General features: G+C 67.2%; 16 protein-coding genes. 12 read left to right on the top strand and 4 right to left on the bottom strand.

The window, feature by feature from the left end; genetic code table 11:
- Positions 1–49 precede the first annotated feature (49 nt).
- From scpB to arsC, 3 genes are read left to right on the top strand one after another with little or no spacing between them, the layout of a single operon-like run.
- A complete protein-coding gene (gene scpB, locus UUA_RS17165) occupies positions 50–871 on the top strand; it encodes an SMC-Scp complex subunit ScpB (protein WP_008439216.1) in 822 nt (273 codons plus the stop codon).
- Positions 868–2,325 (top strand): pseudouridine synthase, encoded by a 1,458-nt coding sequence (locus UUA_RS17160; protein ID WP_008439214.1) that lies wholly within the window; start codon positions 868–870, stop codon positions 2,323–2,325. Before scpB ends, UUA_RS17160 begins: the two co-directional genes overlap by 4 nt.
- A 12-nt stretch (positions 2,326–2,337) precedes the next feature.
- Positions 2,338–2,682: an arsenate reductase (glutaredoxin) gene (gene arsC / locus UUA_RS17155; RefSeq protein WP_008439213.1), complete on the top strand. Its 345-nt coding sequence runs from the start codon at positions 2,338–2,340 to the stop codon at positions 2,680–2,682.
- 162 nt (positions 2,683–2,844) lie between these two features.
- On the opposite strand, the gene UUA_RS17150 is transcribed toward arsC, so the two are convergent.
- The 3 genes from UUA_RS17150 to UUA_RS17140 form a co-directional block, all read right to left on the bottom strand.
- The gene (locus UUA_RS17150) at positions 2,845–3,666 is read right to left on the bottom strand and encodes an amidohydrolase (RefSeq protein WP_039954405.1); all 822 of its coding nucleotides are present in this window, start codon (positions 3,664–3,666) and stop codon (positions 2,845–2,847) included.
- Positions 3,663–4,805 (bottom strand): pyridoxal phosphate-dependent aminotransferase, encoded by a 1,143-nt coding sequence (locus UUA_RS17145; RefSeq protein ID WP_008439211.1) that lies wholly within the window; start codon positions 4,803–4,805, stop codon positions 3,663–3,665. Before UUA_RS17145 ends, UUA_RS17150 begins: the two co-directional genes overlap by 4 nt.
- Positions 4,806–4,866: 61 nt before the next feature.
- On the bottom strand, positions 4,867–5,841 hold the full coding sequence (locus UUA_RS17140) for a LysR substrate-binding domain-containing protein (protein ID WP_008439210.1): 975 nt from the start codon (positions 5,839–5,841) through the stop codon (positions 4,867–4,869).
- 301 nt (positions 5,842–6,142) lie between these two features.
- Between UUA_RS17140 and UUA_RS17135 the strand changes: the two genes are divergently transcribed.
- Positions 6,143–7,810, top strand: coding sequence for an amidohydrolase (locus UUA_RS17135; RefSeq protein ID WP_039954403.1), 1,668 nt, complete (start codon positions 6,143–6,145; stop codon positions 7,808–7,810).
- A gap of 63 nt (positions 7,811–7,873) precedes the next feature.
- Here the strand turns inward: UUA_RS17135 and UUA_RS17130 are convergent, their stop codons facing one another.
- Complete coding sequence (locus tag UUA_RS17130) at positions 7,874–8,659, bottom strand: SDR family NAD(P)-dependent oxidoreductase (protein WP_008439208.1); 786 nt, start codon at positions 8,657–8,659, stop codon at positions 7,874–7,876.
- A gap of 213 nt (positions 8,660–8,872) precedes the next feature.
- On the opposite strand from UUA_RS17130, the gene UUA_RS17125 reads away from it, so the two are divergent.
- From UUA_RS17125 to UUA_RS17090, 8 genes are all read left to right on the top strand, one after another.
- Positions 8,873–9,214: a hypothetical protein gene (locus UUA_RS17125; protein WP_008439207.1), complete on the top strand. Its 342-nt coding sequence runs from the start codon at positions 8,873–8,875 to the stop codon at positions 9,212–9,214.
- Between the two features lie 3 nt (positions 9,215–9,217).
- Positions 9,218–9,592, top strand: a complete 375-nt coding sequence (locus tag UUA_RS17120) for a GntR family transcriptional regulator (RefSeq protein WP_008439206.1) — start codon at positions 9,218–9,220, stop codon at positions 9,590–9,592.
- A complete protein-coding gene (locus tag UUA_RS17115) occupies positions 9,589–10,446 on the top strand; it encodes an ABC transporter ATP-binding protein (RefSeq protein WP_008439205.1) in 858 nt (285 codons plus the stop codon). The genes UUA_RS17120 and UUA_RS17115 overlap by 4 nt, the downstream gene beginning before the upstream one ends.
- Positions 10,443–11,423, top strand: a complete 981-nt coding sequence (locus tag UUA_RS17110; RefSeq protein WP_008439203.1) for a hypothetical protein — start codon at positions 10,443–10,445, stop codon at positions 11,421–11,423. Before UUA_RS17115 ends, UUA_RS17110 begins: the two co-directional genes overlap by 4 nt.
- Before the next feature lie 31 nt (positions 11,424–11,454).
- On the top strand, positions 11,455–12,153 hold the full coding sequence (locus UUA_RS17105; protein WP_008439201.1) for a YggN family protein: 699 nt from the start codon (positions 11,455–11,457) through the stop codon (positions 12,151–12,153).
- Between the two features lie 48 nt (positions 12,154–12,201).
- The gene (locus UUA_RS17100; RefSeq protein ID WP_008439200.1) at positions 12,202–12,924 is read left to right on the top strand and encodes a DUF4386 domain-containing protein; all 723 of its coding nucleotides are present in this window, start codon (positions 12,202–12,204) and stop codon (positions 12,922–12,924) included.
- 32 nt (positions 12,925–12,956) lie between these two features.
- Complete coding sequence (locus tag UUA_RS17095) at positions 12,957–13,388, top strand: DUF6326 family protein (protein ID WP_008439199.1); 432 nt, start codon at positions 12,957–12,959, stop codon at positions 13,386–13,388.
- Positions 13,389–13,577: 189 nt separating this feature from the next.
- Positions 13,578–14,150, top strand: a complete 573-nt coding sequence (locus UUA_RS17090) for a hypothetical protein (RefSeq protein ID WP_008439198.1) — start codon at positions 13,578–13,580, stop codon at positions 14,148–14,150.
- Positions 14,151–14,287 lie beyond the last annotated feature (137 nt).

Raw genomic sequence — 14,287 nt, 5'->3', positions numbered from 1 at the left:
CGACATCCACTGAGCAGTACCGATCAAACCGGCATCCGAACCCAAGGTCATGCAGATCGAGCAACTCAAACCCATCGTCGAGGCCGCCCTGCTGGCCTCCACCCAGCCGATGACCGTGCAGCAGCTGGGCGAGCTGTTCAACGAGGCCGACGAAGTCAGCCGCGAACAGGTCGCCAGGGCGCTCGAGGCACTGGCCGAAGACTGCGCCGGTCGCGGCATCGAGCTGAAGGAAGTGGCCTCCGGCTTCCGCTACCAGGTGCGCCAGGACGTGCACCCGTGGATCTCGCGCATGTGGACCGAGCGGCCCAGCCGCTACTCACGCGCGCTGCTGGAAACGCTGGCGCTGATCGCCTACCGCCAGCCGATCACCCGCCCGGAGATCGAGCAGATCCGCGGCGTGGTGGTGTCCTCGAACATCATCAAGACGATGGAGGAGCGCGAATGGATCCGCGTGGTCGGCTACCGCGACGTGCCCGGCAAACCGGCGCTGTTCGGCACCACGCGCGCGTTCCTCGACTACTTCAACCTGAAATCACTGGACCAGCTGCCACCGCTGTCGGAAATCCGCGACCTGGAAGACCCGCAGCTGCGCTTCGAGCCCGAGCCCCTGCCCGCCCGCATCGTGCGCGACCTGCCGATCGACCCGGACGAGGAACTCCTGCACGAGCAGGATGCCGTCGATGCGGCAGCCGACGACCACGCCAACGCGACCGCCGCCGAAACGTCGGTCGCCTCCGAATCCGGCGATGCCGGCTCCGACCCGAGCCTGCCCGCCGAGCCTCCGACAACCACTGCCGACGAGGCAGCGCCCCCCGCTGCGGACGCCGAACCCGACGCCGCCGAGCAAGATCCCGAGGAGTACCGCGCATGAATGCGCCGCAAAAATCCGTTTTGTCCCTGAAGCGCGAACCGCGCGCCGACAGCGACGCCCCCGCCCTGGAAGAACGCCTGCACAAGGTGCTGGCCAACGCCGGTCTCGGCTCGCGCCGCATGCTCGAACAGCGCATCCAGTCCGGCGAAGTCGAGCTGAATGGCGCGCCCGCCAGCATCGGCATGAGCGTGAAAGCCGGTGACCGCGTGATCATGGACAGCAAGCAGTTCGTGGTGGCCACCGACAGCCGCGACGACACCGAGGTGCTGATCTATCACAAGCCCGAAGGCGAGCTGACCACCCGCGACGACCCCGAAGGCCGCCCCACCGTGTTCGAACAGCTGCCGCGCCTGAAGGGCGCGCGCTGGGTCGCCGTGGGCCGCCTCGACATCAACACCACCGGCCTGCTGCTGCTGACCACCGACGGCGAACTGGCCAACGCGCTGATGCATCCCAAGAGCGGCCTCGAGCGCGAATACCTGTGCCGCGTGCACGGCGAAGTGCCCGACGAGGTCATCGAAAAACTCAAGGCCGGCGTGGAACTGGACGACGGCCCGGCCCGCTTCGACGAGATCGCCGTGATCAGTCGCGGCGGCAGCCACAGCTGGTTCCGCGTGGTGATCCGCGAGGGCCGCAACCGCGAAGTGCGGCGCCTGTGGGACTCGCAGGGTTTCCTGGTCAGCCGGCTCAAGCGCATCCGCTACGGCGGCATCGAGCTGCCGCGCCACCTGCGCCGTGGCGAATCCGAGGCGCTCGACGCCGAGGGCGTCAAGCAGCTACGCCAGACCAGCGGCCTCGGCCCCGCGCAACCGGTACTGACCCTGAGCCCGGTGCTGCACCAGCGCCGCACCAGCCGCAACGTCACCGAATACCGCCCCGAGCGTGGCGCCGGCACCGCCTGGACCGGCGGCCAGGACGAGGCGCGCGAGCTGCGCGCGTACGACCGCATCCGCGAGGAACCCGTACGCGGCCGCAAACCGCCGCGGCGCGACGGCAAGGAAGTCAACGGCAACCTGGCGCGCCCTGAACGTGGTGCGGCGGGAGGCAAGCACGGCGGCAAGAAGAGCCGGCGCGTGGCGCCGGGCCAGGAGTTGCCATCGGTGCGCAGCTGGTTTGCCGGCGAGAGCCGCGACGGCGGCCCCCGTGCCGGTGCTTCGCGCGGCAACCCCGGTGGTGCCGCCGGCAACCGCCGCCAGGCCGGCGGCAACCAGGGCCGCGCGGCGGGCAGCCCCTACGGCAGTTTCGGCAACGAATCGCATGGCCCGGGCCTTGGCGGCAATCGTGCCCCGGGCAACCGCGGTTCGCGCCCGCACGGACAAGCTCAAGGCCAGGGCAACCGCGCGCCCGGCAATCCGGCACGCCCGCAAGGCCATGGCGGCAATCGCCCGCAAGGCGGTCGGCACGGTGGCGGTCGGCCGCCGGGTCGCGGCGGCAACCGTTCGGGCAACCGCTGAGCCGGCCGGGCGATGCTGCGCATCTATCACAACAGCCGCTGCTCCAAGTCGCGCGCCACGCTGGCGTTGCTGGAGCAGCACGGCGGGGAGATCGAGGTGGTCGACTACCTCGACACGCCGCCGAGCGCCGCCGAACTGGCCATGCTGCTGCGGCAACTGGGGATGACCGCGCGCGAACTGCTGCGCACCGGCGAGGAGGAGTACCGCGTGCTGGGGCTGGACGATTCCGCGCTCGATGACGATGCCCTGATCGTCGCGATGGTGGCGCACCCGAAGCTGATTGAACGCCCGATCGTGGTCGCCAACGGCAAGGCCGTCATCGGGCGCCCGCCGGAAGCGGTGCTGGCGATACTCTGAGTCCCTTCACAGAACGCCGCCCTCAAGGCGGCGTTCTGTTCTGAACCGAACGATCGTGGGAGCCCACTTGCGTGGCGATGCTCTTGCTTTCGCGAATCCCGACAAGAGCATCGCCCGCCAGCGGGCTCCAAATGGATCGACCAAAATGTATCGACCGGAGGTTCATCCCGGATCGAGCGAGAACGTGTCGGCGTCCATCCACGCCGGGAAGCGCTCGCGGTGCGCCAGCAGTGGTGCGGGATCAAGCGTGACCGTCACCACCTGCTCCTGCGCGCCCAGTTCCACCAGCGGCTCGCCGACCGGATCGATCATCGCGCTGTCACCAGCGTAAGGCAGTTCGTTGCCGTCCACGCCGACCCGGTTCACGCCGGCCACGTAACACAGGTTCTCGATCGCGCGTGCGCGCAGCAGCGTACGCCACGGCTGGCGGCGTGGTGCCGGCCAGTTCGCCACGAAGATGGCGAGGTCGTAATCCATGCCGCCGCCGGCGGAGGCCAGCCGGCGGTTGCGCAGCCACACCGGGAAGCGCAGGTCGTAGCAGACCTGCGGCAGGACGCGCCAGCCCTTCAGCTCCACCACCAGGCGCTCGCTGCCGGCGCCGTAGCGGGTGTGCTCGCCGGACATGCGGAACAGGTGGCGCTTGTCGTACTGTGCGAAGCTGCCGTCCGGCCGCATCCACAGCAGACGGTTGTAGACCACGCCGTCCTCGCGGATCGCCAGGCTGCCGCAGACCACGGCGCCCACCTCGGCCGCCAGGGCGCGCAGCCACGCCACACCCTCGCCGTCCATGGTATCGGCGCTGGCGTGGGTGTCGTTGCTGAAGCCGGACAGGAACGTCTCGGGCAGCACGACCAGGTCGCTGCCCCTGACCTGGTGCACCAGCGTACCGTAGTAGTCGCGGTTCGCCGGCGCGTCGTGCCAGCGGGTGGCGCCCTGCACCAGCGATACGCGCAGCGGTTCGAGGCTCACGCCATCGCTGCTCACAGCCGGCACAGCCGCTCGGCGGCCGCCTCCATCGTGGCGTCGCTCTTGGCGAAGCACAGCCGCAGCAATCGCGTGCCCGGTGCGCGCTCATAGAACGGCGTCAGCGGAATCGCCGCGACGCCGCCGTGCTCGACCAGCCACTTGCTGAAGGCAAGATCGTCCTCGTCACGGATCGCCGAATAGTCGACCAGCTGGAAATAGCCGCCCGGCACGTCGAGCAGCTTGAAGCGCGACGACGCCAGCAACGCGCGGAAGCGGTCGCGCTTGGCCTGGTAGAACGCCGGCAGTTCCAGGTAGTGCTGCGGATCGCTGGCCATGAACTCGGCAAACGCCACCTGCGCCGGGTGGAAGGTGCAGAACGTGAGGTACTGGTGCACCTTGCGAAACTCGGCCGACAACGCGGCCGGCGCCACCGCGTAGCCGACTTTCCAGCCGGTGCAGTGGTAGGTCTTGCCGAACGAGGAGACCACGATGCTGCGCTCGGCCAGCTCCGGATGGCGCAGCACGCTTTCATGCTGGGCGCCGTCGTAGACGATGTGCTCGTAGACCTCGTCGGCCAGCACCACGATGCCGGTATCGCGCACGATCGCTGCCAGCTCTTCCAGATCATCCGCCGACAGCACCGCGCCGGACGGGTTGTGCGGCGTGTTGATCATGATCATGCGGGTCTTCGGCGTCACCGCGTCGCGCACGCGCTGCCAGTCGATCGCGAACGCCGGCACGGTCAGCGGAATGTGCACCGCGCGCGCGCCCTGCAGTTCGATCGCCGGCTCATAGCAGTCATAGGCCGGGTCGAACACGATCACCTCCTCGCCCGTGCGCACCGTCGCGGCAATCGCCGCGAAGATCGCCTCGGTGGCGCCGGAGGTGAGCGTGATGTCGGTATCGACATCGAGATGGCGCCCGTACAGACGCTCGGTCTTCAGCACGATCTGCTCACGCAGGGCTGCCGTGCCGTGCATCGGCGCGTACTGGTTGCGGCCTTCGTTCATGGCGCGCGTCAGCGCATCGCGCAGCCCCTGCGGCGGCTCGAAGTCGGGAAAGCCCTGGCCCAGGTTGACTGCCTTGTGTTGCAGCGCCAGCTGGCTCATCACGCTGAAGATGGTGGTGCCGACTTTGGGAAGCTTGGTCGCAATCATCGTTTGGCCGTATAAATGTCCGTTAGCCCGACAGGGTACTGCATCGGGTCCGCCCTGCGCATCACGCTGCGGGAAGTTCGTCCCTTGCGCCGTGCTTGCACTGCTCATGCTTCACCAAGGTGGTGGCCGGCAGCCGCTCGGCCAGGAAATCCACCAGCGCGCGTACGCCCGGCAGCATGCCGCGGCGGCTGGGATAGACGAAGTGCATGGTGCCCTCGGGCACGCTCCACTCCGGCAGCACCACTTCCAGTTCACCCGCGGCGATCGCCGGCGCACAGACGAACTCCGGCAGCAGCGCCACACCCATGCCGCGACGGGCCGCTTCCAGCAGCACCGCGAAATCGCCGGTGATCAGCCGCGCCTGCACTTCCACGCTGGTCTGCTCGCCGTTCGCGCCGATCAGTTCCCACAGCTGGGCACCCTCGTGCTCGCTCATCGACAGCGCCGGCAGCCGGGCCAGGTCGTCCGGCTGAACCGGGCGCCCCAGCGCCTTCAGCAGCGCCGGGCTGGCCACCAGCTTGGTGCGCGACAGGCCGAACGTGCGAATCACCAGGTTCGCGTCGGTATCCAGCTTGGTGCGCACGCGGATCGCCAGGTCATAACCCTCGCCGATCACGTCGACCCGGCGATTGCCGGACAGCAGCCGCACCTGCATCTTCGGGTACTGCGCGAGGAAATCCGGCAGCACATGCGCCAGCACGGTCTGCGCCAGCGACACGGGGCAGCTCAGGCGCACCACGCCACGCGGTTCGGCGCGCAGTTCGTCCACCGCATCCTGCGCCGCCTGCGCTTCTTCCAGCACGGCGCGACAATGGGCATAGAAGCGCTCACCGACTTCGGTCACCACGAAGCGCCGGGTGGTCCGCTGCAGCAGGCGCACGCCGAGGCGTTCCTCAAGTTGAGCCACGCGTTTGCTCAGGCGCGACTTCGGCACGCCCAGCGCGCGACCGGCCGCGGAAAAGCCGCCGTGCTCGACCACCGCGGCGAAGAAGTACAGGTCGTTGAGGTCCTGCAGGGCACCGCTCAATACCGTCATCGTCGTTTCCATTCAAGAACGGTAATCTCGATAACGGCATCTTATCGCGATATTGTTCCAGCTGATCGCCGGCAAGACCTTCCGCTACATCGCGAACGATCCCAAAGGTCTAACCGGCGGCGGATAGGTGATCGTCGCTTCCAGCCGCGGCAGGATCTACAGCAAGGATATGGCCGCCGCCGCGACTTCGTGCGGGTTGAAGACATCGCGATCGGCGACGAGCAGACCGGTGACCGCCACGGTGGAAAAACCGCGCGCATGCCGACACACTGCGGGTTCACCCACCCACCGGAATCCGCGCATGAAACGCTCGCTATGCCTGTCCATGCTCGCCCTGCTGGCATTGGCGCCGGCCGTGCAGGCCGCCGACCTGCTGGTCGACAACGTCAACGGCTACACGCTGGACAGCCACGGCAAGCTGCAGCACTTCCATGCGCTGCTGGTCGACCAGGGCAAGGTGGTCGCCACCGGCAGCCATGCCGAGCTGGCGGGCCGCGCCGGTGATGCCAAGGTGATCGACGGCCACGGCCACACCTTGCTGCCCGGGCTGATCGATGCCCACGGCCATGTGCTGGAGCTCGGCTACGCGCGCAACAGCGTCGACCTCACCGGCACGCAGTCGCTGCAAGAAGCGCTGGCCAAGGTGAAGGCGTATGCCGCGGAGCATCCCGACGCGAAGTGGATACTCGGTGGCGGCTGGAACCAGGAAATCTGGAAGCTCGGCCGCTTTCCCACTGCCGAGGAACTGGACGCCGTGGTGTCCGACCGCCCGGTCTGGCTGAGCCGCATCGACGGCCACGCCTCCTGGGCCAACTCCGCCGCCATCAAACTGGCCGGCGTCAACGCGGCCACCAAAGACCCGTCCGGCGGCCGCATCGAGCGCGACGCCAGCGGCAACCCGGCCGGTGTGTTCGTCGACGGCGCCGCCGACCTGGTCAACGACAAGGTGCCGGCGCCCACCGCGCAGGAACGGGCCGCCGCACTCGACGCCGCGCTGGCCGGGATGGCCAGCGTGGGCCTCACCGGCGTCGGCGACGCCGGCATCGACCTGGACACGTACCGGCTCTACCGCGACTACGCCGACGCGCACAAGCTGACCGCGCGCATCTACGCGATGATCCGCGACACCGGCGCGGCGTTCGACACCATCAGCCAGGACGGCCCGCTGATCGGCTATGGCGGCGACTTCCTCACCGTGCGCGCGGTGAAGCTGTTTGCCGACGGCGCGCTGGGCAGCCGCGGCGCGGCGATGCTCAAGCCCTACAGCGACGACCCGCACAACCGCGGCCTGTTGTTCATGCCGCCCGCGGCGATGACCGCGAAGATCGACAAGGCCTTCGCCAAGGGCTATCAGGTGGCCATCCACGCCATCGGCGACGGTGCCAACCGCGAGGTGCTGGACAGCTTCGTCGCCGCCTACAAGACCCATCCGCAGGCGATCGCGCTGCGCAACCGGGTCGAGCACGCGCAGATCCTGTCGCTGCAGGACATTCCCCGCTTCGTGCCGCTCAAGCTGATCGCCTCGATGCAGCCCACCCACGCCACCTCCGACATGAACATGGCCGAGGATCGCATCGGCCACCAGCGGATCGCCGGCGCCTACGCGTGGCAGCGTTTCCTCAAGCAGGGCACGGTGATCGCCGGCGGCTCGGACTTCCCGGTGGAATCACCCAACCCGTTCTACGGCCTGTATTCGGCGGTGACCCGCGAAGACCACGACGGCCAGCCGCCCGGCGGCTGGTACCCGCAGCAGGACATGACGCTGGCGCAGGCGCTGCGCGCGTTCACCCTCGACGCGGCCTACGCCGAGCACGCGGAACACACACTGGGTACGCTGGAACCGGGCAAATGGGCCGACTTCATCCTGGTCGACCACGACATCATCAAGGATCCGGCCAGCAAGATATGGAACACCAGGGTGCTGCAGACCTGGGTCGGCGGCAAGCAGGTCTACGCCGCCAGGGATTGATGCGGCAGGACGCGGGATGGAAAAGGCCGGCGCCCACGCCGGCCTTCTTCTTTGCGGCGTGGCTCAGATCGTCGAGGCCCTGCCGCCGTCCATCGGGATGATCGCGCCGGTGACGTAGCTGGCTCGCGCCGAGGCCAGGAACAGCGCCACGTCGGCGATTTCCGCCGGTTCGGCCAGACGCCCCAGCGGGATGCCGGCCAGCTGCCGCGCCAGCAGTTCCTCGCGCGGCAGGCCGGTGGCGCGCACCTCGGCGTCCAGTCCCTCCTCCATGCGGCCGGTGCGGGTGATGCCGGGGTTGATCGCGTTGACCCGCACGCCCTTGCCGGCGTAGGCGTTCGCGTAGCCCACCGTGGCCAGCATCAGCGCGGCGTTGGCCGAACCGCCGGCGATGTGCTGCGGGTTGGCCTGGCGCCCGCCCTGCCCGATCACGTTGACGATGCTGCCGTGCCCGCGTGCGCCCATGCGGCGGATCACCGGGTCGATCGCGTGCATGTAGCTGAGGTACTTCGCCTGCATCGCCGCCAGCACCGTGGCCGCGTCCAGCTCGGCCGGCGGGGCGCGGCGCGCGGCGCCGGCGCAGTTCACCAGCACGTCGATCGGGCCGTGGTCGTGCTCGATGCGCTCGATCACCAGCCCCGCGGCCACGCTGTCCTTCAGGTCCGCCACCTGCACCGCCAGCGCCAGTTCGGCGGCGGCAAGCTGGCGTTGCGCCGCCCGCAGGTTGGCCGGGTCGCGCGAGATGCCGACCACCGTCGCCCCCTCGCGGGCAAATGCAACCGCACAAGCCAGCCCGATACCCTTGCTGGCACCGGTGACCACCACCACGCGTCCGGTCAATTCGAGATCCATCGGGCCGCTCCATCGAGGCTGAAGACTGCCCATTGAACCACGCCGGGATGGCCACCACCGCGTTTTCGATGCTGCCGAACCGCGCCGCAGCGCGGTTTCGACGCCTAGGCCATCAGTCATGTTGCGAAATGGCCACGCGCCTATTGACAGATCGAAACATAGTGTTATTGTTCACTACAACACTACTCAACGAGGTCACTAAGGAGGCCCGTCATGAAAGCGCAGAATCTGATCGCCAGCGCCGCCGCCGTCCTGTTCACCTTCGCCAGCCTGAGCGCCGTCAACTACAACGTCGCACCCCAGGCAGCCCCGGCCAGCAGGACCGACGCCATCCATGTCATCAACCTGATGCCTGTGCAGGTGCGCCCCAACGCCGCCGAGCTGCGCGCCGCCGCCTTGCTGAACGATGCCGGCACCGCCGGTATCGCCACCATCCCGGCCATCAGCCACCTGCACGGAGCCAGCGGCACGGAGCAGCTCAGCCTGCTCGGGTCGCAATTGGCCATGCCCTACTATTCTTTTGGCAACAAGTTTGGCCGCATCGCCAAGGAATAACACATGACCATGACCTGGAACGACAGCGTCCCGATCTATCGCCAGCTGCAGCAACGCGTGGTGGCGATGATCCTGGACGGCGCCTTGAACGAGGGCGACCCGCTGCCGTCGGTACGCCAGGTGGCCGCGGATTTTCAGATCAATCCGCTGACCGTGTCGAAGGCGTACCAGGAACTGGTCGACGAACAACTGGTGGAAAAACGGAGGGGGCTGGGCATGTTCGTCATCGAAGGCGCACGCGAGGCACTGCTGAAATCGGAACGCGAGCGGTTCCTGCGTGAGGAGTGGCCGGTCCTGTTTGCCCGGCTGCAGCGACTGGGGCTGGATCTGAAGACGCTGCTGCGCGAAGCCGGCACCGACAAGGAGGAGAAATCATGAGCGCGGTGATCACGGCCAGCGGCCTGACCAAGCGATACAAGTCCGCGCTGGCGCTGGACAACGCCAGCTTCCAGATCGAACCCGGCCGCATCGTGGGCCTGATCGGCCCCAACGGCGCCGGCAAGACCACCGCGCTGAAGGCGATCCTGGGCCTCACCGATTTCACCGGCGAACTGAGCGTGCTGGGCTACGACCCGCGCAAGCAGCGCGACAAGCTGATGGGAGAGGTGTGCTTCATCGCCGACGTGGCCGTGCTGCCGCGCTGGATCAAGGTGCGCCAGGCGGTGGACTTCGTCGCCAACGTGCACCCGCGCTTCGACCGCGCCAAGTGCGAGGCGTTCCTGGCGCGCACCAAGCTGCAGCCCGAGCAGCGCGTGCGGCAGATGTCCAAGGGCATGATCGTGCAGCTGCACCTGGCGCTGGTGATGGCGATCGACGCCAGGCTGCTGATCCTGGACGAGCCCACCCTGGGCCTGGACATCCTCTACCGCAAGCAGTTTTACCAGAACCTGCTGGAGGACTACTTCGACGAGAACAAGACCATCATCGTCACCACCCACCAGGTGGAGGAAGTCGAGCACATCCTGACCGACCTGATGTTCATCCGCGACGGCAGGATCGTGCTGGACGCCGATATGGATGCTGTGGGCGAGCGCTTCATCGAGGTGATGGTGGGCGCCGACCGGGCCGCCGCCGCCCGCGCGCTGAAGCCGCTGGACGAGCGGCAGGTGTTCGGCAAGAGCATCTTCCTGTTCGACGGCGCCGACCGCGCGCAGCTGCAGGCGCTGGGCGAAACCCGCCGCCCCTCCGTCAGCGACCTGTTCGTCGCCACCATGAAAGGGACCTACGCATGAAAACCCCGGTTCTGAACGATATGTACTGGCTGATCAAGCGCGAGCTGTGGGAGCACCGTGGCGGCTTCGTCTGGACCCCGATCATCACCGGCGGCGTCTTCCTGTTGCTGAACCTGATGGGCATCATCACCGGCGAGGTGATGGGCAGGAATGCCGGCTTCAACGTTTCCTTCGGCGGCGCCGGCAACAACATGCGGCTGCTTTCCAGCAACCTGGACAAGCAATCCATGGACGCCGTGGGGGCCGGACTGGACATGGTGATGTACTCGCCCACGATGATCATCGGCTTGGTGATGGGCTTCGTGGTGTTCTTCTACTGCCTCGGCACGCTGTACGACGATCGCCGCGACCGCAGCCTGCTGTTCTGGAAATCGCTGCCGATCTCCGACACCGCCACCGTGCTGTCGAAGGTGGTCACCGCTACCATCGTCGCTCCGCTGATCGTGGTGGTGGTCGGCACCCTGACCGGCATCGTGATGCTGCTGATGTTCGCCCTGGCGCTGTCCTTCCACGGCGTCGGCGTATGGCACCTGCTGACCCTGTCGCACCCGCTGCAGGTGATCGGCAACCTGATCGGCTCGATTCCGCTGTACCTGCTGTGGGCGCTGCCGTCGGTCGGCTGGCTGATGCTGTGCTCGGCCTGGGCGCGCAGCAAGCCGTTCCTGTGGGCGGTGGCGCTGCCGGTGGCGGTGGGCATCGTGATGGGCTGGTTCAACCTGCTCGGCACGCTCACCCTGCAGAACAGCTGGTACTGGCGCGACGTGGTGGTGCGCATCCTGCTCGGCGTGTTCCCCGGCGGCTGGTTCAGCGAAGTCCCGCACGTCGGCGGCAGCAACCCAGCCGAGCTGCTGTCCAGCGTGGGCCTCACGCATTCCTACGCGGCGCTGGGCTCGGTGAATCTCTGGGTCGGTGTGGCCGCCGCCGTCGCCATGCTCGCCGGCGCCATCTGGTTCCGCCGCTGGCGCGACGACAGCTGACATCCGCATGCATCCCACGGGGAGAATTTCGATGAAAACCAACCTGATCACGCTCGGCGTCCTCGCCTCGGTGCTGCTCTCGCTGGCCGCCTGCAGCCAGTCCGACCAGGGTACTGCCCCACCGGGCGCCGCCAGCGACGTGACGCAGGCGACAAAGGATGTCCGCGAGCAAACCTCCTCCTCGCTGATCGCCGCCGAGGTGCGCAAGAGCATCGAGCAGGCCAAGAAGGAACTGGTCACCCAGGACATCGACGTCACCCACGTCCACCTCGGCAAGGGCGAGCACAACAGCCACGGCGACCGCCCCAAGGCCGCGATCACCCCGCAGGGCGACCTGCTGATCGCGGGCAGGAAGGTCGACGCCACGCCGCAGCAGCACGCCCTGCTGGCGGACTACCGCCAGCAGATCATCGGCATCGCCGAGGCTGGCATGGACATCGGCGCCAACAGCGCGGACATCGGCATCACCGCGGCGAAGCAGGCGCTCTGGGGCGCGTTCACCGGCAAGAGCGACAAGGCGATCGAGGCCAGCATCAAGCCGCAGACCGACCAGCTCCAGGCCGCCGCCATGCAACTGTGCAAGCGCATGCCCGACCTGCTGACCTCGCAGCAGAAGCTGGCCACTGCCCTGCCCGCGTTCCAGCCCTACGCCACGCTGACGCAGCAGGACGTCGACGACTGCGGCAAGGACAAGAACGGCAAGAAGGGCTTCGCGGTGTTCTCCGACTGAGCCACCCCGCCCCGTCCCACCACAAGGCCGCCGTCACATGGAGCACGCATGAGTATTCAGGATCGAACCGCACGCCAGGCTGGCCTGCTCTACCTGCTGATAGTGCTGATCGCACCATATCGCCTGATCTACGTGCCAGGCGCCTTGTTCGTGAGCGGTAACACGGCTGCGACTGTCGCGAACATCGCCGCGCACGAGACGCTGTTCCGGTTCGGTCTGGCCGCCGACCTCGCCTGTGGTGTGCTGATGGCCTTCGTGGTGCTGGCGCTGTACCGCCTGCTCGGCGACGTGGATCGGCGGCACGGCCTCGCCATGCTGTTGCTTGGCGGCGCGCTGGTGCCGGCGCTGTATTTCTTCAACCTGATCAACGATGCCGCCGCCCTGCTGCTGATCCACGGAGGGGACGCACTCACCGCATTCGATCCGGCGCAACGCGCGGCGCTCGCCATGCTGTTCCTGCGTCTGCACGGGCAGGCTGTCGGCGCCGCCGAACTGCTGTGGGGACTGTGGCTGTTCCCGCTGGCGCTGCTGGTGCTGCGCTCGGGCTTCCTGCCGCGCCTGTTCGGCTACGCCCTGATCCTCAACGGCCTGGCCTATGTGATCCAGAGCTTCGCCTGGGCACTGCGACCGGACTGGCAAGACACGCTTTCCAGCCTGCTCGGTCCGCTGCAGTTCGTGGAAGTGCTGTTCATGCTGTGGCTGCTGGTGCTGGGTGCGCGCCGCAGCTTCCGGCGAACCAAGGCTCCATCCGTCACGCCAACGGGCACGTAAGCGCCTCTTTCACTGCATACAGGGAGTTTGCCTTGAACACGACCGCCAACCAGCCACTCGAACACTGGCGCGCACCCGTGCAACTGAAACTGGCCGCGCTGTGGACGTCGGTGATGTTCTGCTACATCTACGGCGACTATTTCGGCCTGTTCGTACCGGGCACTCTGAAGGACATGTTCAATGGGCAGATGGGTTCGCTCGGGCCGACCACCCAGGGCGTGCTGCTCGGCACAGCGGCGCTGGTCACCTTTCCGGCGCTGATGGTGTTCCTCTCGCTGGCGCTGAGGCCCGCGGTCAATCGGCCGCTCAATATCCTGCTGGGGCTTGCCTACACCATCATCGTGATTTTCTTTATGCCCGGTGGGTGGCTGTTCTACCAGGTCCTGGCCGTGGTGGAGATCGCCATGCAACTGCTGGTTGTCTGGTACGCATGGCGGTGGCCACGCAACGCCTCTGCTTTCTGAGCCAGAACATTGCGCGGTACCGGTTCGCGAACCCGCAAGCACTCCCAAACCGATGATCTACCCTCCTACTGCTGGATACATCCAGCCAACGGATCGCAATGACTGGCACCGATCTCCATGCGCTGATTCGTCCGCACCCCTGATTCAGGTCACACCACCGCCTCGGAATGGAACGAAGGTCACCAGCAAATGCCGACCCCTGCCGATATCGCCCAACTTGGGCGCTCGCTCCGCAAGCTGCAAATCGTCACCGGCGCGCTGTCGGTTGCCGTGGTCATGCTTGCCGCAACCGCCGCCCTGCAGCGCTACCGATCCCTCGACACCAACGAATTGCGGACACATCGCATCGTCGTCCTCGATGCCAACGGGACCAAGCGAATCGAAATCGGACAAGATGCCCCCAATGCCGACAGACGCGCCCGTTCGGCAGGCATCTGGATGTTCGACGACACCGGCCACGAACGCGGCGGCATGAGCACGTTCGCCGATGGCAGTGCCACGATGGCTCTGGATGCCCCTGCTGGAGTCGGGTCCCAATCCGTCCGTGATCGACTCGGGCTGCGTGTCGATGCCGATGGTTCCGCCCAACTGTTGCTTACGGACAACCAGACGCGCGGCATCGTCAGGCTGCTCTCCGACGGCAACGGCGGTGGAGGCGTTCAAACCTTCAAATGGGACATGGCAGGCAAGCAAATCCACGTGCGCACGACGACGTTTGACGGTGACGAACGCACACTGATCCCGATACGCCTGTCCGAATGACGCATGCCTTCAAGGCGCAAGCCGACCTGCAACCGATGGCTGGAGCAGGCCTGCGCGTCCTGCATCATTCGCTGTGGATGCCGCCTTTCGTCAGCGCCATCGGATCGAGCAGCCTAGTAGGTTGGGGTGAGCGCAGC

It is taken from the genome of Rhodanobacter thiooxydans LCS2 (genome assembly GCF_000264375.1).
GTDB lineage: Bacteria > Pseudomonadota > Gammaproteobacteria > Xanthomonadales > Rhodanobacteraceae > Rhodanobacter > Rhodanobacter thiooxydans.
The sequence above is the reverse complement of the archived record's forward strand: the minus strand, read 5'-3'. Positions and strand labels throughout refer to the sequence as shown.